17 protein-coding genes are annotated in these 22,587 nt (G+C 66.3%); 3 read left to right on the top strand and 14 right to left on the bottom strand.

All coding sequences use genetic code 11. From position 1 onward, the window contains the following. Nucleotides 1–2 precede the first annotated feature (2 nt). From QX073_RS26250 to QX073_RS26210, 9 genes are all read right to left on the bottom strand, one after another. On the bottom strand, nt 3–704 hold the full coding sequence (locus QX073_RS26250) for a prepilin-type N-terminal cleavage/methylation domain-containing protein (RefSeq protein ID WP_315715588.1): 702 nt from the start codon (nt 702–704) through the stop codon (nt 3–5). After that, nucleotides 704–1,105: a type II secretion system protein gene (locus tag QX073_RS26245; RefSeq protein ID WP_316226657.1), complete on the bottom strand. Its 402-nt coding sequence runs from the start codon at nt 1,103–1,105 to the stop codon at nt 704–706. The genes QX073_RS26250 and QX073_RS26245 overlap by 1 nt, the downstream gene beginning before the upstream one ends. Beyond that, nucleotides 1,086–1,559 carry a prepilin-type N-terminal cleavage/methylation domain-containing protein gene (locus QX073_RS26240; RefSeq protein ID WP_315715587.1) on the bottom strand — a complete coding sequence of 158 codons (474 nt, stop codon included), beginning with the start codon at nt 1,557–1,559 and terminating at the stop codon, nt 1,086–1,088. The genes QX073_RS26245 and QX073_RS26240 overlap by 20 nt, the downstream gene beginning before the upstream one ends. 2 nt (nt 1,560–1,561) lie before the next feature. Then, nucleotides 1,562–2,041, bottom strand: a complete 480-nt coding sequence (gene gspG, locus QX073_RS26235) for a type II secretion system major pseudopilin GspG (RefSeq protein WP_316226622.1) — start codon at nt 2,039–2,041, stop codon at nt 1,562–1,564. 18 nt (nt 2,042–2,059) lie between these two features. Next, nucleotides 2,060–3,274, bottom strand: a complete 1,215-nt coding sequence (locus tag QX073_RS26230; RefSeq protein ID WP_316226621.1) for a type II secretion system F family protein — start codon at nt 3,272–3,274, stop codon at nt 2,060–2,062. A 4-nt stretch (nt 3,275–3,278) separates the two neighbouring features. Further along, complete coding sequence (locus QX073_RS26225; RefSeq protein WP_410052393.1) at nt 3,279–4,955, bottom strand: GspE/PulE family protein; 1,677 nt, start codon at nt 4,953–4,955, stop codon at nt 3,279–3,281. 113 nt (nt 4,956–5,068) lie between these two features. Continuing rightward, nucleotides 5,069–5,596, bottom strand: coding sequence for a tetratricopeptide repeat protein (locus QX073_RS26220; protein WP_316226619.1), 528 nt, complete (start codon nt 5,594–5,596; stop codon nt 5,069–5,071). Next, nucleotides 5,593–7,950: a type II secretion system secretin GspD gene (gene gspD, locus QX073_RS26215; RefSeq protein ID WP_316226618.1), complete on the bottom strand. Its 2,358-nt coding sequence runs from the start codon at nt 7,948–7,950 to the stop codon at nt 5,593–5,595. Before gspD ends, QX073_RS26220 begins: the two co-directional genes overlap by 4 nt. A gap of 137 nt (nt 7,951–8,087) precedes the next feature. Continuing rightward, nucleotides 8,088–9,926 (bottom strand): porin, encoded by a 1,839-nt coding sequence (locus QX073_RS26210; RefSeq protein ID WP_315715581.1) that lies wholly within the window; start codon nt 9,924–9,926, stop codon nt 8,088–8,090. A 917-nt stretch (nt 9,927–10,843) separates the two neighbouring features. Here QX073_RS26210 and QX073_RS26205 point away from each other — a divergent pair. From QX073_RS26205 to QX073_RS26195, 3 genes are all read left to right on the top strand, one after another. Further along, nucleotides 10,844–15,880: a helicase gene (locus tag QX073_RS26205; RefSeq protein ID WP_316226617.1), complete on the top strand. Its 5,037-nt coding sequence runs from the start codon at nt 10,844–10,846 to the stop codon at nt 15,878–15,880. A gap of 37 nt (nt 15,881–15,917) precedes the next feature. After that, nucleotides 15,918–17,432, top strand: coding sequence for a formylglycine-generating enzyme family protein (locus QX073_RS26200; RefSeq protein WP_316226616.1), 1,515 nt, complete (start codon nt 15,918–15,920; stop codon nt 17,430–17,432). Between the two features lie 382 nt (nt 17,433–17,814). Next, nucleotides 17,815–18,378 (top strand): DUF4399 domain-containing protein, encoded by a 564-nt coding sequence (locus QX073_RS26195; protein WP_315715802.1) that lies wholly within the window; start codon nt 17,815–17,817, stop codon nt 18,376–18,378. 40 nt (nt 18,379–18,418) lie between these two features. Here the strand turns inward: QX073_RS26195 and QX073_RS34460 are convergent, their stop codons facing one another. From QX073_RS34460 to QX073_RS26170, 5 genes are all read right to left on the bottom strand, one after another. Beyond that, complete coding sequence (locus QX073_RS34460) at nt 18,419–18,709, bottom strand: hypothetical protein (protein WP_409998656.1); 291 nt, start codon at nt 18,707–18,709, stop codon at nt 18,419–18,421. 176 nt (nt 18,710–18,885) lie between these two features. Further along, complete coding sequence (locus tag QX073_RS26185; RefSeq protein ID WP_316186007.1) at nt 18,886–19,809, bottom strand: NAD-dependent epimerase/dehydratase family protein; 924 nt, start codon at nt 19,807–19,809, stop codon at nt 18,886–18,888. Nucleotides 19,810–19,812: 3 nt separating this feature from the next. Then, nucleotides 19,813–20,814 carry a fumarylacetoacetate hydrolase family protein gene (locus QX073_RS26180; RefSeq protein WP_315715577.1) on the bottom strand — a complete coding sequence of 334 codons (1,002 nt, stop codon included), beginning with the start codon at nt 20,812–20,814 and terminating at the stop codon, nt 19,813–19,815. Then, a complete protein-coding gene (locus tag QX073_RS26175; protein ID WP_315715576.1) occupies nt 20,814–21,389 on the bottom strand; it encodes a cupin domain-containing protein in 576 nt (191 codons plus the stop codon). The genes QX073_RS26180 and QX073_RS26175 overlap by 1 nt, the downstream gene beginning before the upstream one ends. 16 nt (nt 21,390–21,405) lie before the next feature. Further along, nucleotides 21,406–22,563, bottom strand: a complete 1,158-nt coding sequence (locus QX073_RS26170) for an MFS transporter (protein WP_315715801.1) — start codon at nt 22,561–22,563, stop codon at nt 21,406–21,408. Nucleotides 22,564–22,587 lie beyond the last annotated feature (24 nt).

Below are 22,587 nucleotides of genomic sequence, written 5' to 3'. Positions count from 1 at the left end.
CATCATTGCTTCGATGCTGTGGAGGCGCGCCCGACCGTTGCATCGGCCGAGAGAGCGTGTCTGTCGCAGGTGGGGTCCGCGGGCCGGCAGACGCTGTCGGGCGGCGCCGAAACACGAATGACGGCGATCCGTGACAGCGACGGTGCGCTTGCGCGGCTTCCGTCGTGCACCGTCACCCGCACGGCCGCAGGCAGCCTTTCTGCATTCTGCCACGATGGACTCCAGATCCGGTCTGTCCCCGCATAGGCAAACGACACCCGGTACGGCGCCTTCAGCAGCACCACCGGATCACCGAAATCCCGGGCGGACGGACTGCCGGGCGCGAATGCCGCGCGGGTGCGGGTCAACGCCGCGCCATCGCCGCCGCCTTCGGTGATGCGGACCACGTCCAGTCCCCGGCCCCGATGCGGTCCGAGCGCCGTTCGAACGAGCGTGATCGACGTCTCCGATCCGTCGAACAGAACCGACTTGGCCTGCCCATCCGGCTTGATGAATTCGGAGGCCGCGATATCGGCGCCGATGCGATCGAGCGCCATGCTGATGGATTCGCTGCGTTGGATGCGATACAGGCCGCGATCCCAGTTCGGCAGCCATTGCGATGTGATCGCGAGCAGCGCGGAGATCAGCAGCCCCATCAAGACCATGGCGACGAGGACTTCCACGAGGGTGAAGCCAGCTTGAGTATCGTTGGTCCGCGTCGCCATCACTCGGCCCGCCTTCGAAACAGCCGGACGGTTTCCAGCTCCATGGTCGCGCCCGATGGCGATCGCACCTGGAGCACGATCTTCTTTGGGATCCACGCCGACGCGCTGTCCGGCGCGCCGCCATCGATGGCGAAAGGCTCTGCCTGCGCGCGCCAGAGATGTGCCGTCGACTCCCCGGACTGCGTCGGCGATGCCGGCGGCAGGCGGGACGGAAAGGCCAGCCACAGTGCGTTATAGGCCGCCTGTACCAGAGCGACATGCTGCTCCAGCTTCCTGCTGCCGCGCGCCGAGGACCCCATGAGCGCGCCGATCGCGACGAGCGACACCGCCATGATCGCGAGCGCGACCAACGTCTCGATCAGGGTAAATCCTGCCGTCGGCCTATCGGCTCGACAGACCAGTGCTCGGGACAATCTCGATCCCTCCTGTCAGCCAGTTGACGCGAATTTGGTAGCCCGCATCGAGATGGGTGAGCGTGATGACGCCGCCGCACGACATGCCCGATCCGAAGAAGCTGATGGTCTGGATTGCGGGCCGGTCGTCGCAACGACGCGGCAGCACCGTCTCGACCCGCACGTCGGTCGGCAAGCGAACGACCTGCCCGTTCGCGCCCGAGCTGAGCGAGCGCGCCTGCGCGTCGATGCGAGTCACGACCTCCAAGCCTCGCCTGATCGCGGCGTTGCGATCGGCCTTCAGCAGCGCAGCAGCCTCGATCGCATAGGCCTCGAGTTGCGGCCGCGAGGTCTGCCGCGAGACGGCGGGGACCGCGACGGACGCCAGCAGCGCGACGATCGCAAGCACACAGACCATCTCGATCAGAGTGAAGCCGGCCTCGCAGCCGTCACGGCCAACCATCGCTATTTGGCACCCATCGTGATCGACGAAGAGATGTCGGCGGCGAGATCCACGCCGCCCTCCTGCCCGTCCGATCCGTACGACACGATTTCATAGGGCACATGCTGTCCGGGCGACCGGTAGACGTAGGCGTGATTCCAGGGATCGCTCGGGACATTTCCTCCCTTGAGATACGGACCCGCCCAGCCTGCGATGGTCGAGGCAGGCCGGACCAGCGCGGTCAGACCTTCCGACGAGGTCGGATAGCGCCCGGTGTCGAGATAGAACAGATCGAGCGCGCTCGAAAAACTCTGAATTTGAATCCGGGCCGTCTTGACCCGGGATTCGTTCAGGGAGGACAGCACACGCGGTCCGATCAGACCCATGATCATTCCGATGATGGCAATGACGACCAGCATCTCGACGAGCGTGAAGCCGCTCTGAGGGTCGTCGCGCGCAATGTTGGTCCGCCGCGCGGTACAGCTGATCCCTGCCTGTTTCATGCGATTGTCCATCTTGTTCTACCCGACGAGTTGCGTCACCGACAGCAGCGCGGTCATCACCGAGACGATGAGACCGCCCACGACGGTGCTGATGAGAATGATCGCGGCCGGACCGACGATGCCCACGATGCGATCGAGACCGCGCTGCAGCTTCGCCTCGTAGAACTCGGCGATGCGGCCGGCGAGAACCGGCAGCTGTCCGGTCTCCTCGCCGATCCGGATCATCCGCGTGGCCATGGCCGGCAGAATGTTCGTCGCTGCCAGCGCTTCCGACAGCTTGCCGCCGTGACGAACGCGGTCGGCCGCGGCGTTCCACGCCGCGGCGCTGCCGGTGGCCGCCATGATGTCGACCAGGATGCGCAGCGTCGCCGTCAAGGTCAGCCCGCTGCCGAGCAGGATCGCGAGATTGCGGCAGAATACGCTCGTGCGATACGACCTGAACACGGTTGCGAGACCCGGAAGCCGGCAGACCCGCCCGATCACGGCAGCGCGCACGCTTGCGCGGCCAAGGAGGAGGAGAGCGGCAGCAATCAGCGCGCTCGCCGACAGCGCGATCACCGCGCCGTTGCCACGGACGAAATCGGAGATGTCGAGAAACGTGTTGATGGCGGCGTCGGACCTGGCGCCGAAATCGCGCAGCACCGCCGAGAACTGCGGCAGCACGACGATGAAGAAGAACAGCATCACCAGAAGCGCGGCGATCAGGACGAACAGCGGGTACTGCATCGCGTCGCTGAGCTTGCGACGCATCGCCTCCGCGCGCGCCCGCTCGGCGCCGAGCACATCGAGCACATGATCGAGGGTGCCCGAGACCTCCCCGACCCGCACCAGCGCAACGTACATCGCGGGAAACTGCAAGGCATGATGCGTCAGCGCTTCGGCGAAACTTTCTCCAGCCAGGACGCTGGATCGCAACCGGCTGACGATCGGACGCAGCCGACCGATATCGGCATCGCCAGCGAGAAGCTCGAGCGAGTCCTCGAGGCGGGCTCCGGCCTTCAACAACAGCGCCAGATCGCGCGTGAAGGTCGTGACATCGCCAGGCGTCGGACCGCCGAACAGCGCGAGAGTGTCGCGGGCGAGGACGCTCGCGGCCTTTTCCTCGACCGTCTCGATCGGCAGCAGCCGCAGATACTCGATCCGGTCGATCACCTCCTTGGCGGTGGCAGCCGAGATCGTGCCGTGCACGACGTCGCCGTTCTCGGTCAGTGCGCGATAGCGGAATCTGCTCACCGGCTCACCGTAACGTTGTGACGCGCAGGATCTCCGCGACCGACGTGGCGCCGGCCCGGCACTTCGCGACACCATCGTCGAGCATCGTGGTCATGCCGTTCAGAATGGCGCTGCGGTCGATCACGGCCGCATCGGTCGTGCCCTGGATCAGTGACCGGATCTCCGGATTCAGCTCCAGAACCTCGAAGATGCCGAGCCGGCCGCGATAGCCGGTGCCGCCGCAGTGCTCGCAACCCGCCGGCTCGTAGACCGTCTCGCCGACGTCGAAGCCCATCGCGGCGTAGCGCGGGTCCGCGCAGAGATCGTCGGCGCCGAGCATCCGCTTCGACCTGCAGCGCTCGCACAGCCGGCGCACCAGCCGCTGGGCGATCACCGCGCGGAGCGTCGAGCGCAGCAGAAAGTCCTCGACGCCGAGATCGAGCAAACGCGGCACAGCAGCCGCGGCGTTCTCGGTATGCAGCGTGGTCAGCACGAGATGGCCGGTCAGCGCGGCATGGACCGCGACGTGGGCGGTCTCGCCGTCACGGACCTCTCCGACCATGATCACATCGGGATCCTGCCGCACGAAGGACCGCAGGGCGGAGGCGAAGGTCAACCCGATCGATGGCTTGACCTGCGATTGGTTGATGCCCGGTATCTCATACTCGACCGGGTCCTCGATGGTGAGGATCTTGCGCGTGGGCTCGTTGAGGATCGACAGCGCGGTGGCGAGCGTGGTGGTCTTCCCGCTGCCGGTCGGCCCGCAGATCACGATCATGCCGTGCGGCAGCGCCAGCAGGCGGCGCAGCGATCGATCGTCGTGGGGAGAAAAGCCGAGCTTCTCGATCGCGAGCAGACCCCGATCCTTGGGAAGCAGCCGGATCGCCGCCGACTCGCCATATTGCGTCGGCATCACGGCGACGCGCACGTCCAACTCGATGCGGCCGATGCGAAGCCGCGCAGCGCCATCCTGAGGCAGGCGCCGTTCCGCGATGTTCAGCCCGGCGACGATCTTGATGCGCGAGATGACGGCTTGGGGCAGCACGCCGGACGGCTCAGGGAGCGGCTTCAGCAGGCCGTCGACACGCATCCGGACCGATAGCCCGCTCCGCATCGCCTCGACATGGATGTCGCTGGCGCGCAGCTCCACCGCCCGCTCGAACAGATCGTTGACCGCGCGTACCACCGGCGCTCCGGTGGCGAGGTCGCGCAAGCCCTCGATGTCGTCGTCGCGCAGCTGCGGCTCAGCCGTTTCGGTGCGCGCCGGTAGCTCGTCCTCGCCGGCGAGCTGGTTCAGCGCGGTGGCAACATCCTCGGCGGAGGCGACCACCAGTTCGACCGCCGTGCCGAACACCAGCTCCGCGGCGCGTGCCGCTGCGGTGTCGCGGGGATCCGCCACCGCAAGGCATGGTCCGTGCCCGGCGGATTGGAACGGGAAGACCATCGTCTCCCGCAGGAAGCGCCGTGAAAAATGTCCTGTGAGCGGTCTGGACGCCAGCAAATCGGACAGCGCGATCCGAGTCAATCCGAGCTGCCGCGCGATGTCGTCGGCGGACTCGGGACCTGCGGGATTGGTCGCCGTCGATGATCCCATCCCCGCGCTGTCCTGCGCCGCAGCGCCGACCCGTCCAGCGGCGAGCCGGACCGACCCCCGACGATCCTGCAGATCGTCGGCCAATCGTAGAGGAGGAGTCGAGCTCATGGCGCGTCCCGTGACGGATCGTTGTCGATCACCTCATTGTCGAGGTCTGGATTGTTGAACAGTTCGTTCTCGATACCAAAGATGACCCTTCTGCGGTCAGCTGATTAGAACAACTACAAACCCGAACTCGATGCGGTCGCGCGAACTCCGCCGGGCTGCGTCGGCCGCCATTCGAGCGCGAGCCGTTGGCCGTCGGCGATCTGATCGGGCGACATCTTGAACGCGACGGCGTCCCGGATTCGCAAATAAGGTTCGCGCAGACGATTGGGCGCTGCGGCCGCCGCAAGATTGAGCCATTTGTAGGCCAGCACGAGGTCCTGGCAGACGCCATGCCCCTTGTCGTAGCTCAGGCCCAAGAGGTGCTGCGCTGTCGGATCGCCGCGCTCGGCGGCTCCGATATAGAGCTCGACCGCCGCCTCGTAGGACTGCGGGACGCCGAACCCGTTTTCATACATGTAGCCGAGCGCGGTCATGGCGCGCGGATGTCCACTCTGCGCCATCGGCGCCAACCCTGCGGCCGCCCTGACATAATCGCCGCGCGCCAGCGCGGCCCACGCGTTTCCGTGCGGCCGCGCGTCGGCCGCGGCGATGCCGAAGGCGAGCGCCAGAACAGCGAAGGCCGTTGTCGCATGCCGCATCATCGATTGACCCGCGGAGTCTGAAGCGCACTTGTCGAGACAGGCCTGATCGTGCCGCGCAGTTTGGAGCGCAGCTCCTCGGCGACGTAATGGGCGTCGGTCCCGTCGCGGATGATCTGGGGGCGAATGAAGATGATCAGCTCGGTCCGTCCGCGGCTGCGGTCGTTGTTGCTGAAGAGGTCGCCGAGGCCCGGGATCTGGTCGATCCCCGGAACGCCGCTGCGGCTGCCCTGATGGGTTTCGCTGATGAGACCGGCCAGCAGCACGGTCTGGCCGCTGGCAACTGCCACCGAGCTCTTCACCTTGCGCTGAGCGACCGTCGGCGTGAGGCTGTTGGCGGTCTGCGGCGAGACGTTGCTGATCTCCTGCTCGATCTCCAGCCGGACGTTGCCGTTCTCGTTGACCCGCGGAGCGACGCGCAGGATGATTCCGGTGTTGCGGTAGTCGATCGTGTTGACGACCGTGTTGTTGGTCGTCAGCACCGTGGCGCTGCCGGTCGAGACCGGCACCTGATCGCCGACCTGCAATGTCGCCGCCTGGTTGTCGATCACCACCAGCGATGGGTTGGACAGCACCTTGACATCCGTGACGGTATGCAGCGCGCTGAGGATCGCGCTCGGCTGGGATTCCGACCCGACCAAGAAATTGAACCCGGGAAAAGCGCGGCTGAGAAAGGCGTTGGTGATCGTTCCCGCGGCCGAGGCGACCGTTGCCGGCGCCGATGTCGAGGTGGTGTTGAGCACTGACCCCTGGTCGGGTCTCAGGCCGAGGTTCTTGCTGGTGAGATAGGCCTGCACGCCGTAGTTCAGCGAATCGTTGAGCGTGACTTCGGCGATCGTCGCGTCGATCGCGACCTGCAGCTGCGGACGATCGCACTGACGCAGGGTAGCTTCGATCAGCCGGTAGTTTTCCCTGTCGGCATAGATGAGAAGCGTGTTGTTGACGACGTCGGGAGTGATCCGCACGCCCTCCATGAGCGGCTTGCCGCCCGAACCCGATGCGCGCGATTCCGATCCCGCATCGAGTCCCGCCTGGGTCGGCGGCGGCGCCCCGCCGAAGCCGCGGTTGGCGACCAGGCCGGCATTGCCCTGCTGCTGGCTCGCGAAGCCGCCCGACTGAGCCGTCGCGCCGGCGGCCGAGAGCCGTTCGCTGCTCGAGCTCGACGATGCTCCGGACCCGGGAGCGAGGTCAGTCGACGATCCCTCGGCCGCGCTGCCCGCGTTTCCGGTGAACATGTCGTTCAGCACCCGCGCCATCTGGCGCGCCTCGCCATACTTGACACGGTAGACATGGACGCTGTTGCGCAGCGTGTTGCCGGCATCGAGCCGCTTGATCCAGGTCTCCGCCGTATGCAGCAGCGCCGGCTTGCGGCTGATGACCATGACGGCGTTCATCCGGCTGACAGTCTGGAACTTCACCATGTTCTGGCCGAGCCCGCTGTCGCCGGTGTCCATGATCTTCTCGAGCTCGGCGACGATCGGCTCGGGATTGCCATTGACGATGGGAAAGATCCCGATCGACTGTCCGCGCATCCAGTCCGCATCGAAGCTCAGCGCGGCATCGATCGCGGTGCGTCGCTCGGCGCCCGTCCCCTGGATCAGCAGCACGTTGCGGCCGGGATCGGCGCGCACCGTGCCGGGCTTGAGCGCAAAGCTGTCGAGCAGCTTCAGCAGTGTCGGGGCGGAGACATATTGCAGTGGCAGCACGGAGATGCCGTAACCAGGCTCTGCCGAGCCTCCGGCGGCATCGACGTTGCCGGCACCCACTGCGTCGCCGAGTGGAATCAGCCGGTATCCGGAGTTGTCGCGAACCAGCGCCGTCCCCGAGAGCCGGAGCGCGTTCTCGAGCACGTAGGCAACGTCCGATTTCGGGACCGGGCGCACCGAGGACAGGCTGACCGTTCCCTGGATCCTTGGATCGATGGTGTAGCCGACGCCGAGAACGTCGCCGAGCACCACCTTGGCCACCGTCGCGATCGGCGTATTCTCGAAGTTCAGCTCGAACCCGTTGCCAACCGGCTGCGAATGCGCGGCCACCTGCTGGATCGGAAGCGAGCCCGCGGCCGGCGCTTCCGCTCGCGCGTCCCTAGCATCTCGTGCATCGTCGTTGCCGCCATAGATCTCGGCACGGGCGCGCCGCGCCGCCGGCGACTGCTCCGGCATGGCCTGCCTGGGATAGCGCGGCGAAAGGTCGATCCGGCCGACCTTGTCAAGCACGTCATCGCCGCGGCTATCGCTGCCGAGCGTCGCCGGGTTGCAGCCCGCCAACGCGATCGACATCGTGAGCAACGTTGCGAGCGTGCGGCATCGCAGCCAAGCTGCGCTCAAATCAGCAATCTCAACCACTCGCCCGCCCACCCGATCTGCCGAGTCCGTTCTACGTTTCGAGGCACACCCGGGCGGAGAGCGGTCGCGCTCCGCCCGGGTGCTCCAACCTGTGTCTTGCGAGGAGACGCCGCTGCCGTCAGGCCGCGGCCCCTGCTCGCGTCGGTCGGCTACCAGAGCCAGCCGACGCCCGCGAGAACCCGGTCGGACATCGCCCCCGCCGCGCTGTGATCGATCACCTTGGTGTAGTTCAGCTTGTAAACCAGGCTGGGATTCGGAAACACGGCAAGGCCGACGTCGTGGAACGTCATGTCACCGCTGCCCGTGATGTTGTTCAGGCCGTTGGTGAGATCGGAGCCGAGCATGCCCGACGTCTGGAAGTTCTGTCGGGTATAGCGATAGAACGGCACGATGTCGTAGTCGTTGGGCGCCCTGAAGTGGTAGGCGATCTCGCCGGAGTAGCCCCACATGTTCTTGCCGACGTTGTTGTCGTCGACGAGATCATTGTTGGCGCGGAGGTTCTCCGGATTGGAGAAGTTTACGTGGGCATATTCAGCCCGCAGCTCCAGCCCGGTGTTCGGAACGCGATAGCGGGCCTCGGTATTGAAGATCGTCATCGCGTTCTTGCCGAGGGGCACCTCGCTGCCGTCCGGCAGCGTCGCATAGGCGCCCCGCGGCGTGACGTTCGGCGAATAATAGATCGCCGAGCTTCCGGCAAAGCCGGGAAGGAACGACGGCGTGTAGCTCAGCCGCAGCGTATAGGCGAGCTGGTTGCTCAGCTGCCGGAAATCGCCGATCGGCGCTCGCGAGAGCGCGAGCGCTTCCGAGCCGTTGATGCCGCCTTCATAGCCGCCCGGATTGATATGACCATTGTCGCCGCGATGATCGAATCCGTCGCCGAAATCCTCCGCGCTCTGGCTGACCTGGAACTGATAGTTCAAGCCGTCGATGATCTTGCCGTGAAACCCTGCCGATGGCGCGTACCATGTCGTCGGGATCAGGCCGTTGGCAAGCTCCGGCCGCTGCACGCTGTAGAACAGCGTCGGCTCGTGATACAGGTTGGTGAAGGAGATCGGGATGAGATCGATACCCGGCGAACGCAGGGTGAAGTGGTCGTTGAACTTGACGTCGAAGAAGGCCTGCTCGACCTCGACCGCACCATGCAGCTTGTCGTCGTTATCGAATGCGGTGCCGCCATGCTCCCATTCCAGCTCCGCGTTGAAAGTGATGGAGTCATTGACCTGATAGGTCGGCAGCAAGACAAGGCGGGCCATGTCGAAGCCGTTCTGCCACTGACCGTTCGCTGCGGGATTTTGCACCGAGCCGAGCTTGATCTCGCCGTACATGCCGATCTTCATGCCGGGGACCGGCGACGGCGCGGCGCCGAACAGGTCTCTGCTGGGCTGCGGCGCAGGTGCTTTTAGATCTGCTGCCGGCAGAAATCGCGGCTTGGAATCCGAATCGGCGAACGCTGCCGCCAGCCGTGATGCCGGGGATGGCGATGGTCCGGCATCAGCCCCCTTCGACCCACTGTCCCTGACGTCCTTCGAGTCGGCGAGCGCCATGGCGTTGCCGACCGGCTGGCTGGACGCAGTCTGCGCGTTGTCGGAGGCTTTCGCACCTCCGGCACGCGCGTCCTTGGCGCCGATCAGAGGCATCGGGTCGGCCGGGCGGCGAGATGCGAGTGATGCGGACTGTCCGACGCTGGTCGTCTTCTTTGCCTTGGCGTCCTTGAGCTCGACTTGAAGACTGTTGATGCGCTGCTCCATGGACTCGAGCTTCGCCATCAGCGCTTTGACGGCTGCCCCGTCCGTGGACCGCGCCGAGCCGGCGTCGGCCGCCTGGGCTGCTGCGGCGCTCAACGCCAATGTCGATACGGCGGCAAGCAGAGATGGCAGGAGTCGGTCGCGGCCGCGAAGCGGGCCACCGCCTTTGCCAATACTCAAAGCGCCGTCGTGTGAAGACGCGGAGCAATCTGCGCGCCTTCCGCTGCAGCTAATCAAGACCATCAGTCAAACCTCCCCATGATGATGCGCGGACGTGCATCCCCTTCGCCCGCGCCGCCGTGAGCACAGAATTCGTGCGCGACTGCGAGCCATTCGCGCTAGAAGCCCGCGATGTCGATACTTGGGCTCGTCGGAGATGCTCGCGTGTCAGCACTTGGGCGGCGCTCGTTGCGCGGCAGAGGCGCGGCTGGCCGACCAATCGCTTGGACGCCAGCCGAGATCTGGCTAAGTGTTTTCAGTCATTGATAATTGCTGCTGGGTTCATGTCCGGCGTGCGGAGCGTCGAGCGGCGCAGCGTAGAGCTGCATTCATGCCTTTGCATCGCGAAGTAATAAGCGACGTCACACTTCGCCAACGACGGCCCTACTCCGAAAGAAATTGCGTTCGTGCGATGGCGCAGCTCGGACGAAGCAATGGAATCCAACGAAAAGCCGTAAGCGGACGCGACTGAGATTGCGGCAAGACGCCGCACGCTTCTCTCGTAGAGATGTCGCATCTACGCACGCGAATACCAGTCCCTTCCGATCAAGGCAGTCAAACCGGAAAGGCGCTCGGCTTCTTTAAAGAGATTCTAAACCGGTTACGCGAACCGACAGCGGTGGTTCTCGAAATGATAACAAATCAGTTGGCGCAGTTTTCGGGGTCGACGACACGCCCGGACTCGCTCCCATCATTACGCCGCATTGCGTGACGCTATTATTCGCCAGTTAGTGTGGTCTATCTGACGTTGGCTTCAGTATTCCCTCGAATGCCATCGACGAAGACGGCGCCTGACCACATCAGGATCGTGAATAGTCAGATACGTCCATCTTCTTCGACGCGCGTGACGGAATTTTCTGCAAAGCGGGACGGACGTCAGGACGGGAGTTGAGGGTGAACCGATTGCTTCGCTTGGTCGCCGCTATCATCGGAGAGGCACTATGAACGCTGTCCATCGGTTGGAGCCGGCGGCCGGACCGTTGCAGAATGTTCTTGGGTATCTCACCGAGATGATCCTGCGCAATGCACGTGCGGTCGCGCGCCTGTCTGACCATCGGCTTGCGGGCGGACAATGCTTCGTGTTTCATCAGCATGAGCTGGAGAAGCTGCCCGGCATTACCTACAACACGTTCGACGCTGATGGGCCCGTGTGGCTCTCCATCGAACGCCTGGTCGCCACCGATCCTCCCGCCGTCGAGTACGACTTGGCAATGTGGATTGACGTGTCCGCTGATCCGGACCGTCGCCCGCTGGTTCGGCAACGCGTGACGATCACGGTGCACGCGGCGGAAAAAGACCGGCTGATCGCGGCCGGTCACGCACGCGGCGAGCACTGCTCGCCGGCGAACGGCCCGGGGGTGGCCGCCGGGCTCTGGAACGTGCGATTGCATCTTGAGCAACGCCCGGACATCGTCGAGCGTCTGGACCGCTATCTCGCCGGCTCGTGGACAAATTGGGCCGCGGCCGAGCGGCTACGCCGCAAGACCATCGCGGTTCACCAGCGATTGCGCGAGATGGCTCGCGTGGCGGGAGCCGGAGGCAACGATGGCAGCTGCGAAATCGTGTGGGGCATTGGCGTGTCACGCTGGCGGCAACAAGGCCGCGAGCTGGATCTTCCGCTGCTCGAACGCCTGGTCGAGATCGAGGTCCTCGATGGCTCCGACACCGAAATCAGAATCCGGCCCCGCATGGTCGGCGCGACGGTCAATCTCAAGGCGTTCGAACCGCTGACATCAGCGGCCGGATTGGCGGGGCAAACGGCCGAGCAGTTGCTCGAGACGATCGAGCGCGGCAACGAGCTTTCGCCATTCCAGCCCGCCAGCTTCGAGCCGGTTCTCAGCGCCATCGGCTCACAGCTCGACCCGCATGGGATCTACTGTCCCACCATGCCCGACTCCGCGTTGCTGCTTCCCGAGGAGGACGAGCAACTGGTCGTCTCCGATCGCTGGGTGATCTTTGCGCGGCCGCGCTCGGACGCACTGCTGTTGCGCGACATCGAGCGGCTGAAGCGAGCGATCGAATACGCGCCCGGCGACGCTTGCTGCCTGGCCGCAACGTCTCGCCTTCTGCTTGGCGCGCCGGACCACGAAGCCCATGACGGCGCGCGCCGTCGTCTATCCGGCGTGATCGGTGACCCGATCGACGTCGGGCCGGATGCGCAGATCGCGGCGGATCACGGCGACCTGTTCTTTCCGCTGCCGACGAACTCCGACCAGATGGAGGTCGTGCGACAGCTCCGGCGATCGGACGGACTTGTCGTGCAAGGCGCGCGCGGGTCCGAGCGCACGTCCACCCTCGTCAACCTGGTTTGCCATCACCTCGCAATGGGCCTGCGCGTTCTCGTCGTCTCACGCAACGAGGCTGCACTCGGACTTTTGTCCGAGAAGCTGCCGCGCGCCGTCCGTGATCTGACCGTCGATCTAACCGGCTCCGACAAGGACGTCTTGAAGCATGCGGAGACAGCCGTCAGCCGGCTGCTGTCGATCCTCAAGACCACGAACCCGCGCGCGCAGGCGGAACAGGTCAATCGGCTGGAGCGCGACATCATCGCGACCAGCGTCGAGATATCGCGTCTCGATGACGCGTTCGCAGACATCGCCAGCCGCAGCATGCTGCGGTCATCCGGTGTCCCCGACCTGCCGTTCGACGCGTTGACCATGCTGATCGCCGACCGCGACGCCTATGCCTGGTTCACCGATCAGCCGTCACGATTCATGAGTGAGAGCGACCTTCTGGTTGCGGCAGTCGAGCAGGCCCGTGAGGCGCGTGTTCGGCTGGGTACCGATCTCGCATATGTCGACGACGCGCTCCCGGAAATCGCGGCCCTGCCGGACGCCGTGACCGTGAGACGTTTGCACGAAGACCTGCAGCCGGCACGGATCGACGGCGAAAGCCATGACAGCCGGCTTGCCTGCCAGATCATCGCGGAGCTCGGGCCGGACGGAGCGGACTTGCTCGCCGGCGACCTCGACGCGCTCGCGGCGGCCCACCGGGTCATTGCCGACGAGCCCTGGCTCGCAGCGCTGTCGCCGGTCGGCCGCAAGGCCGATGCAATGTCGGTTGACGGCAGCATCCTCGTCGATTTTGCCCGCGATGCGTCGTCCCTGCTGTCGCAACGTGCCGGCTTCCTGGTTCGGCCGGTGGAAACGCCGGCGGACGCCTTCGCCAGCCAGGAACTGCTCACGATTGTCGAACGGCTGTCGGCCGGAGCAAGGCCGTTCGCGACATTCTCCCTGTCCGGCCGTGCGTTGAAGCAGACCGTGGAGGCGATCAGGGTGGCTGGCTTCGCGCCGAAAGGCGCGGCCGACTGGGGCCATGTTCGCGACTATCTGACCTGGCGTCGTCACCTGCATTCGCTCGACGCCAGATGGCGATCGCTGGCGGCCGAAATCGGTGCGCCTGCGCCCGAGCCGGACTCCTCTCACACGTTCCACGGTCACGAGCGCGTCGTCAAAAGCGTCGAGGCCGCGATCGTGCTGGCGGCGCTGGCGAAGCGCAATGTTCTCACCGCCGCACCGAAGCTGTCGATGCCGGACGACGCGATCGCCGGATTGCTCGGTGACGGCCGACGACTTTCTGCGCTGGCAGCTGCGGTGAGGAGCATGGCTCTCCGCATCGGCAAGCAGCGGCTGGAGCTCACCCGGCTGAACGGGCTGTTTGGCGGCAGCGGCAAGCTCGCAACGCAGGCTCATGCCGACGTGCTCTCGCAGATCGGCTGCGATGGTGTCGACCCGCGCGACATCGAGGCGCGCTGGAGCACCCTTCGCACCCGGCTGCAGTCGCTGCACGACCGGCGCCAGGATCTCGAGCTGCTCGACGAGGTCTGCCGAGCGATCACCGAGGCCGGAGCGGACGCCTTCGCCCGGCGGATCAGGACCGAGCCGGCACATCCGCAGACCGGGGATCCGGTGCTCGTTGCAGATTGGATGATGGCCTGGAATTGGGCGGTGCTGATGCGGCAGACCGAAGGCATCGGTCAGCATCAGCGTTTGCAGGACCTGTCCGACCAGCGCGCGGCGCTGGAGATGCAGTTGCGCGAGCTGTTCGGCCAGGTCGTCGTGGCACGGATGCATCTCGGCCTGGCACAGAACACCGGCAGCGCCATGAGGCAGGCGCTCACCGTGTTCATGACCACGCTGAGAAAGATGGCAGCGACCTGTTCCGGCCCCACCGCATGCCGGTTGCGTCAGGCTGCACGCGAGGCACTCGAGAGCTGCTACGAAGGCATCCCATGCCAGCTCGTGCCGGCATGGCGCGTGGCCGAGCAGCTACCGGCCCGGCTCGGCGCATTTGATCTCGTCGTCATCGACGATGCCTCGCAATCCGATCTGCGCGAACTCACTGCGATGCTCCGGGCCCGCAAGGTCGTCGTCATCGATGACGATCGGCAGACCGGCGAGCGCGTCGCGCAAGGTGAGCACGACATCGAAACCATCGCACGCAGCATCCTGCGCAGCGGTCCGGCTGCCATGCGCCAGTTCCTGCTGCCGGGCGCAGCGCTCTGCGATTTCGTCAAGATGCTGTTTCCCGACCGGATGATCAGACTTCGGGAGCACGCTCGCCGGGTCGATCCGGTCGCGCTTGCAGCCGTCGGCTCACAGCAGCCATCGGCACAGCCGGCGACCAGCCCGCATCCGGCTGCCGCGCGGCTCACTGGCGCGGCGGAGGATCACCCGGCATCCGCGCGATCCGTAACGGGCCGCGCCTATTCGCTGGAAGACGAGATCGCCACGGTGGCCGAAAGCCTGTCGCTGGCGCGGCTCTCGGAGCAACGCGCTGAGCCGGCCATCTCGATCGAGAGTCCGGTGCCGGATTGGCTGGGCAACCGCGCCGGCGCCGGCATCGGGGCGCGTCCAACGCGGCGCCGCGAGCATGAGGTCGCGACCGATGAAACGCGTGCCGCCTCGTCGTCTGATACGCCCGCCTCTGCGCCGCCCGCGTCCGTCGCGCCCGCAGCGCCGGTCGAGATCGAGGAGAATCAGCCGTCCGCGGCCGATCGGCTCGCGGAGGCTGCGAGGTCGCCGGCCGACGATGCCACCATCGCGCGGGTGGCCGTGCTCGCCCGCCCGGCGGAACTGTCCGAGACGACGACGCGCGGCCAAGCCGAGTCGGAGCGCGACGCCGTGCATATCGATCATCGCGCGCTGTCGCCGGGTCGGCGTCCGCGGCCTGATCATGGAGCGAGGCGTCCACACCGCTCGCTCCGCCGGCACATGATGGCCGCTGCCGCCGGCTTGGCGGTCGCGGTGGTTGGCGCATCGATCTACTGGCAGCCGGCGGCGAGCCGGATCACGACGTCCTTGCAAACCGTTTTGAACCGACTCCCGGTGTCCTGGAATGCCGCCTCGCCGGCCGCCGCCGAGCCGCGCAAGGTCATCGCGGATCGGATAACGCCTGACGCCAGGGGCGGTGCTGGCGGCGATGCGATCACCACGGGGAGCGCGACCGAGACGATGGTGTCACATGCCGTGCTGTACCAGGAGGATCCGCAGGATCCGCACGGCAAGCGCTATCTCGGGAAAGTCACCTGGCATGTCGAGCCTGCGGCAGGAGCGGTGCCAGCCTCGATCAAAGGCGATGTCGAGATCGACAAGAGGATGACGGCGACGTTGTCGCTGCGTCCAAACAAGGAAGCCGAAATGCCGGCGAGCCACATCATGGAGATCAAGTTCAACTGGCCGGACGACCCGTCTCACGCCGGGGTGGAGACCTTGAAGGGCGTCAGCATGAAGCCCAAGGAAGCGGGTCGCGGGACCCCGTTGACCACCATGACCGCCAAGGTGACGCCGGAGTTCTTCATGATCGCGCTGTCGGCGGGGGATGTCGACATGAAGCGGAACGTGTTGCTGCTCAAGGGCAAGGACTGGATCGACATCCCGATCGTCTACAATGGCGGCAGCCGGGCGGTGCTGGCGATCGAGAAGGGAGCGGACGGTGAGCGCGCGTTCAAGGATGCGTTTGCCGCCTGGGGACAATGATCCGGCGGCAAGGCCGACGCACGGAAGGCGCCGTCCTATGATCGGCATCGACATCCTCGCGCCATCGCAGGCTCCGGTCACCGATCGGGACGAGCGACCGCTGACCGCCGTGACCTATCCGGTGCCTTGCGAGCAGTGCGGCCGGATCGTGCGGGTGGCGATGAACACGCTGCGCCCACCCGGCTTCCACCGCCTCGACGAGCAGGTCGCCTGCCCCGAGATCCAGGAGCGCCGCAGCAGGGGCGACGGCGGACTGTTGTTGATGATGTGCGGCCCCTTGAAGCAATCGCTCGCCGCACGATGCGATGCGGCCGAGGTCGAGGCCACCGCTCCCGGTGGCGGACAGGCGGGACGGGTCGTCTGCAGCATTCCCGGCGTCTCGATCGCTCAATACGCCCCGAACGAGGCGCGCAGCCGCGCGGAGATCTGGCAGGCGCACGGCTACGACAAGCTGGCCACGAGGCTGCGCGCGGCCGCAGCAAGGGCGGAGCGCAGGCCGCTGGTCTGGACCCGCGCTGCGGCGGCCAGCCTCGGCGCATTGTTGCTCGCTGCCGCCGCCAGCTGGTTCATGCTGGCGCGGGAGCCGGCCGCTCCCCCGCCAACACAGCCGCAAGCCGCCGAGGCCTCCGTGGCCGCGTGGAGCCGCGCAAGCGTCGAGAGTTCGGGGCGCGTCGTCACGGCAGAGGCCATGTCGGCCGCGACCGCCCCGGCGCCGATGCCGGACGCGCCCTCGGACCCTGCAACGCTCTCGCGTTCCACGGAAACCGCGCCGCTCGAGGCACCCGCCCTGCTCGCGTCGGCAAGCGCTGCGACCGCTCCCGAGACTGCGCCGGCAGCAGAGTCGACTGCGACCCCAGGGCCGGCGGAGGCAGCCGCGATTCGCCTGCCTGACATGGTGATGATTCCAGGAGGGGCATTCGCGATGGGCGGCGTCGAGAGCTCCGAGCTTCCGGTCCACCGCGTCACGATCAAGCCGTTCGCGCTCGGCAAATACCCGGTCACGATTGGCGAGTGGAAGGCGTGCGTGGCTGACGGGGCATGCGCCGACGTGATGAGCGGCCCGGACGACAACCCCGTGACGAATGTCGGCTACGACGACGTCAGGGGCTATCTGGCTTGGCTCTCGCGGGCCGTCGGCAAGCCGTTCCGGCTCCCGACCGAGGCCGAATGGGAATATGCAGCGCGCGGCGGCGCAACGACGGCGTTCTGGTGGGGCGACCGGATGCGCTCCGGCATGGCCAATTGCAACGGATGCAACGAGCCCGGCGCGCCCGCGCAGCTCATGAAGGTCGGAAGCTTTGCGGCCAATCCGTTTGGCCTGTTCGACATGGGCGGGAGCGTCGACCAATGGGTGGCCGACAGCTGGCACAAGAGCTATCAGGGCGCGCCGTCCGATGGCTCGGCATGGATCGACGAGCAGAGCTTCGTCCATGTCATTCGCTCGGGTTCATGGAAGAAGGATGCGAGCTATGCCCGCAGCGGGAGCCGCGACCGCTATGATGGGCGCGTCAGGTATCCGACCCATGGCTTTCGCCTCGCTCTTTCGCTCTGATGCGGCCGCGGTATGCTGAGCCAGGCCAGCGTGCCGTCGACGCCGATGCGGGGCCTGCGCCCGCAAATGTCTCGCGCCACAGCGAACACCAGCGTCGCAGATCCGCAGGACGCCTGGTCTGCCGAGCCTCTTTATTCAAATTCTTATCGGGAATCGTAGGACGAGACCGATCGAAACCTCAAATTTGCCGCGCTACGCCCCATTCATGGACCGGCTACACCGTTCGATATTTGCGATCGATGATCGTCGTTGTTTATGAGTTGGGGATATGTGGAGTGAGAAATCTACGCGTCGCGCGCCGCTACTGGATCTGACGCCCTGGCGACGACGTCGTCTCGCCGCAGTCGCGACGCTCGGGTCCACCGTGTTGGCCTACACGCTGGTGCTGTTGCCGACTCTCGCATGGGCGCAGGCGAAAACGGCGCCGAAGGACGCCTACCTGTATTTCATCACGCCAACCGACGGCGACACCGTGAAGACCGCGTTCTGGTGCCGGTTCGGACTTCGCAACATGGGCGTGACCCATGCCGGTGACGCCTTTGCCAACACCGGCCATCATCACCTCCTGATCGACGCCGATGAGCCGATCAGCCCGGGCGAGCCGATTCCGCAGGACAGAAAGCACCTGCACTACGGCGCGGGCGAGACCGAGGCCCTGATCGAGCTGCCCCCCGGCAAGCATAACCTGCAGCTCGTCCTGGGCGACGGCATGCACTTCAACTTCGATCCACCGCTGGTATCGAAGAAGATCACGATCACCGTGAGCAGTGCTTCGCAGAGGCACGGGCAGAGCGCCACTCACGCCCACCGGCGGACGCGGCATCTTCACGCGCACACCGCGCGTCTGGCGGCGCAACCGTCGGCCGCCGAAGCGCCGCCGTCCGATCCGGCAAAATCGGCGGGAGCCGTCGATTTCATCAAGAGCTTCCTGTCGGGTGCGAAATGAGCCTCCGCCGCTCCCCGATGGAGCCGGCCGGCACATCAGTTCATCGCGACGTGCCGGAGCCTCCAACCGCAGCACTGCATTTGTCCGGCTCGGCTCTATTGATACGACCTCCAGACGCGAGGCTTGCTTCGCCTCGGCGAGCGCCAAGAGCGATCATCAGCATCGGTCCAAGCTCGGAGGCGAGGCGCGGGGAGACCACGCCATTGATCGTCCGGAACAGGTACGACAGGAAATAACCAGCCGCGAATGGAATGAACACCAGAGCCGTAACGGTCCAGCCTGGGATTGCGGCACCACCGACCTTGGCGTCAACGCCCATCCTGCCGAACATGTAGTCCGGCTCAAACTCCCAGAAATCAATAGTTCAGCTTGGAAACTGGCGCTCCCTAAGGAAGCAGGGAAAACCAACAAAATCAAAGAATCAGCACTCCTTTTGGGACGCCATGGCCGCGGTGCCCATGGCCTCGCCCGACAGATGCTGGTCCGGCGAGTTGGGCTCATTCCCCGTCATGCGATCGCGCGCACCGCATTCGCGATCATCTCCGCCACCGATCCATCGTGGGCGAAGCCGAGGGCCAGCTCGGCGGTGGCATCCAACTCGGGATAGCGGCCGAAGACGTCCTCTATGCCTTGATCGGGATCGAACGTCACGCGCGCGGCGCGCTCCGCGCCGAGCAGCTGCGCCAGGCCGTCCACCACCTCGGCGATCGAGAGACGAAGCGCCGGAAGCTGCAGGGTTCCGCAGACATCGAGCTTCCCGGCGAGGAGGAGATTGTCGACGGCGGCCTTCGCGGACAACCACCAGGCCGTCGCGCCCGGCGACACCGGACAGACATAGCGCTCGCCCGCGGACAGCGCATGCAGCAGCTCGCTCATGAACGCCGATCCGAAGCCGCTCACGGGCCTGGGCCGCGCCACGATGCCGGGCAGCCGCAGTGCGATACCCAACAGATCTCCGCGTCGCGTGTGATCGGCGAGCGCGATCTCCACCATCCGCTTGTGCGCGCCATAGGTGATCGCCGGCCGCGCCTCCGTCGTCGCGCTGACCCGCGCCTCCGCAAGCGCGCCGTAGACGGCGATGCTGCTGGCATAGACCAAGCGCGGCCGATGTCGGCTCTCCGCCAGCAGCTGGAAGAGATCCAGCGACGCATCGAGATTGACGCGGCGGCCGAGCGCGGGCGCGGCCTCGGCGCGGCCGCCGGGAATGCTGGCGAGGTGGAACACGAGGTGGAACGGCGCGGCGCCGAGTTGCTCGAGCACGGCGGGATCGTCGAGGCCGCCTCGGATCCAGGACAGACGCGCACCGGACAATCCCGCTGGCGCCTCGGCGAGATCGAGTGCGGTGATTTCAGCACCGTCCATGTCGATCAGCAACCGATGCAGCAGCGCACGGCCGATGAAGCCCGCGGCCCCCGTGACAAGAATACGCATGGTTCAATCCGGCCGGTCGGCGCCCGCCGCACGAACCACGCGCTGCGCGACACGCCCGAACGGACCCGGCCGGCCATCGGCGAAGCAGGCCTGCATGGTCACCTCCTCACCGAAGCGCAGGAACGAGGTCCGCGCCGCGCCGTGCTCGATCATCTCGATCGCCCGGACCTCGGCAAGGCAGCTCGATCCGGCGGCGCGATCGGCGTTCGAGACCGTGCCCGAGCCGATGATCGTGCCGGCCGTCAACCGCCGCGTCCGCGCCGCATGGGCGATCAGCTGCGGGAACGAGAACGCCATCTCGCGGCCCGAGGCTGCGCCGATCCGCTCGCCATTGCGCCGGACATGCAGGGCCATGTCGAGCCGGCCATCGCGCCAGGCATCGCCGACCTCGTCCGGCGTCACCGCAAACGGCGCGAAGCTGGTCGAGGGCTTCGCCTGCAGGAAGCCGAAGCCGGTGCGAACCTCGCGCGCGCCGACCGCGCGCAGGCTCCAGTCGTTGATCTGCACCAGCAGCCGGATTCGTTGCGCAGCCTCTTCGGCAGAAGCAGCCATCGGCACGTCGTCGACGATGACGCCGAACTCGCCCTCGAAGTCGATGCCATCAGCTTCTGTCACGAAGGGAACATCGTCCTGCGGCCCGAGGAAGTCGTCGCTGGCGCCCTGGTACATCACCGGGACGGTGTCGAAGTCGGGGATCGGCGGCTTGTTGAAGGCGACATCCATCAGCCGTCCGTGATTCAGGAAGGCCGAGCCATCCAGCCATTGCGGCGCGCGCGGCAGCGGTGCGAGGCATCGCGCGGGATCGAACGCCGTTACATCGGCAGCCGATCCATCCTCGAGACTTTCAGCGAGCTGGCGCAACGCCGGCTCGACCTGCTGCCAATTCCGCAGCGCCGTCAGCAGATCCGGTGCGATGGCGCTGGCATTGCACGCGCGCGCCTGATCCCCGGAGACGATGACCAGGCCGCCGTCGGGGCTGCCGTTCCGATAGGTCGCGAGTCTCATCAGCTGGCCTTGGTCGGGTTGGCTTCGGGACCGAACTTGCCGTCGACCAGGATGAACAGCATCCGGCACGGCTTGTCGCTGCGGTTGGCCCAGGCGTGGTTGGTGCCGCGCTGGATCACCACGTCGCCGACCTTGAGGTCAGCGGTGCCCTTGTCGAGCACCAGCGTGATCTCACCGGAGATGACGATGCCATAGTCGATCGTCTCGGTGCGGTGCATCAGCGGATGTGGCGATTCCGTCGTCACGGTCGAGGCGTGGGGGTCGCCGATCTGGCTGAACGCGGCATTCATGCGCGCCGCGCCGTTGCGGAGAAAGTCCTCGGTATCCGGCGGAATGTCGACGAAGCGGATGCGGCTGCCATGCGTTGGCGGCGGCAGCCGCAGCGGCCCGATCGTCGGATCGGGACCGTTGTCGATCAGCGCCGGCGTTGCCTGCGTGCTCCAGACCTCGTGGAAGAAGGTGCCGGGGATCGCCGCCAGCTCGGTGACGGTTGGCAAGGCGCCGTCGGACGAGATCACGGCGGCGCCCTGCGCGTCATGGCCGGTGACGACGCGGCGGATCTGCGGAAGGGTCATGCTGGAGGCCTCCTGGTCAGGCGATTTCGAGAGAGGCGGCGGACGCTGCGCCGCGCGCAGCGAACACGCGCGAGAACATCACGACGGCGACGGATGAGATGATGACGGCGCCGAGCCCGAGCGCAGGATAGCCGAACAGCTGCACCAAGGTACCGCCGAGAATGGGGCCGATCGCAGCGCCGATCATCAGCATCGCCGGCGTGCCGGCCAACGCCCGCGCGGTCGGGTCGAGACGCGACAGCAGCCCGAACGCAAAGGTGTGGGTGAAGATCATCACCGCGGCAAAGATCGCGGTCGGGACCGCATAGGCGACGAAGCCGGAGCCGAAGGTGATCGTCACGGCGATCAGCGCCTGGCAGACCGGGCCCGCCAGCAGCACGTGTCGCGCCGGTAGCCGCCGCTCCATTATGGCGGCGAGCGGCGCCGGCAGCAGGTTGACGAAGCCGAGCGCGATCAGCACGCCCGTCACCGCGTCAGCTTCGAAGCCGCGGTCAGCGCCGATCCGCTCGATGAAGCTGAACAGCATCGCCTGGGTCAGCGCCATGCAGCTGATGCCGGCAATGCCGAACCAGACGGCGCGCGGCAGATGGCTGACCTCCGCGATCAGATCCTCGTCACTGCGCACCACGCCCTTCGGAAATGACAGCGCCGCCGCCAGCGCCGCGACCGCCATCACGCCGGCAAACACGACGAACAAGGCCTGGCCGCCGAAGCTCGCCACGAGATTGGGCGTCATGCCGAGAAACAGAATGGCAAACACACCGAGCGCCATTCCGACGATGGCGAACAGGCGGTGCGGGTTGGCGCTGCGTGCGATGGTGCCGTGAGTGAAGCTCAGCCCGCAGGCCGCTGTTGCGCCGCCCAGCGCGTGCAGCATCGCGAGCAGCGCAAACTCCGACGTTCGGCTCGCGGCCAGGAACACCAGCGCGGCCACGGCGTATCCCGCAGCCGCCGCCAGGCGGGCGTTCATCCGGTTGAAGCGAGGTGCGAAGAACAGGCTGCTGAGCACGGCGCCCAGCAGGAACAGCGTGGCCAGCAGTCCCGCCTGCTGCGGGCTGAACCTGTAGCGCTCGATCAGCGCGCCCACCCAGACCGGCAGCGCGACGAGATCGACCATCCCGGCGCAATGCGCGACCATCAGCGCGATGCGTCCGCGCCACGTCTCCGTCGTCACCGTCATTGCTTCCTCCCCGTTGAT

Origin of the sequence: Bradyrhizobium sp. SZCCHNS3052 (assembly GCF_032484495.1) — a bacterium.
GTDB lineage: Bacteria > Pseudomonadota > Alphaproteobacteria > Rhizobiales > Xanthobacteraceae > Bradyrhizobium.
This window is presented reverse-complemented; position numbering and strand designations above follow the sequence as displayed.

Coding starts and splice junctions, on each gene's coding strand:
- QX073_RS26225 (WP_410052393.1), bottom strand. CDS start 4,955: ATGAGCTCGACTCCTCCTCTACGATTGGCCGACGATCTGCAGGATCGT.
- QX073_RS26200 (WP_316226616.1), top strand. CDS start 15,918: ATGATCGGCATCGACATCCTCGCGCCATCGCAGGCTCCGGTCACCGAT.
- QX073_RS34460 (WP_409998656.1), bottom strand. CDS start 18,709: ATGTTCGGCAGGATGGGCGTTGACGCCAAGGTCGGTGGTGCCGCAATC.
- QX073_RS26210 (WP_315715581.1), bottom strand. CDS start 9,926: ATGGTCTTGATTAGCTGCAGCGGAAGGCGCGCAGATTGCTCCGCGTCT.
- gspG (WP_316226622.1), bottom strand. CDS start 2,041: ATGAAACAGGCAGGGATCAGCTGTACCGCGCGGCGGACCAACATTGCG.
- QX073_RS26250 (WP_315715588.1), bottom strand. CDS start 704: ATGGCGACGCGGACCAACGATACTCAAGCTGGCTTCACCCTCGTGGAA.
- QX073_RS26240 (WP_315715587.1), bottom strand. CDS start 1,559: ATGGTTGGCCGTGACGGCTGCGAGGCCGGCTTCACTCTGATCGAGATG.
- QX073_RS26220 (WP_316226619.1), bottom strand. CDS start 5,596: ATGATGCGGCATGCGACAACGGCCTTCGCTGTTCTGGCGCTCGCCTTC.
- QX073_RS26175 (WP_315715576.1), bottom strand. CDS start 21,389: ATGACCCTTCCGCAGATCCGCCGCGTCGTCACCGGCCATGACGCGCAG.
- QX073_RS26185 (WP_316186007.1), bottom strand. CDS start 19,809: ATGCGTATTCTTGTCACGGGGGCCGCGGGCTTCATCGGCCGTGCGCTG.
- QX073_RS26205 (WP_316226617.1), top strand. CDS start 10,844: ATGAACGCTGTCCATCGGTTGGAGCCGGCGGCCGGACCGTTGCAGAAT.
- QX073_RS26180 (WP_315715577.1), bottom strand. CDS start 20,814: ATGAGACTCGCGACCTATCGGAACGGCAGCCCCGACGGCGGCCTGGTC.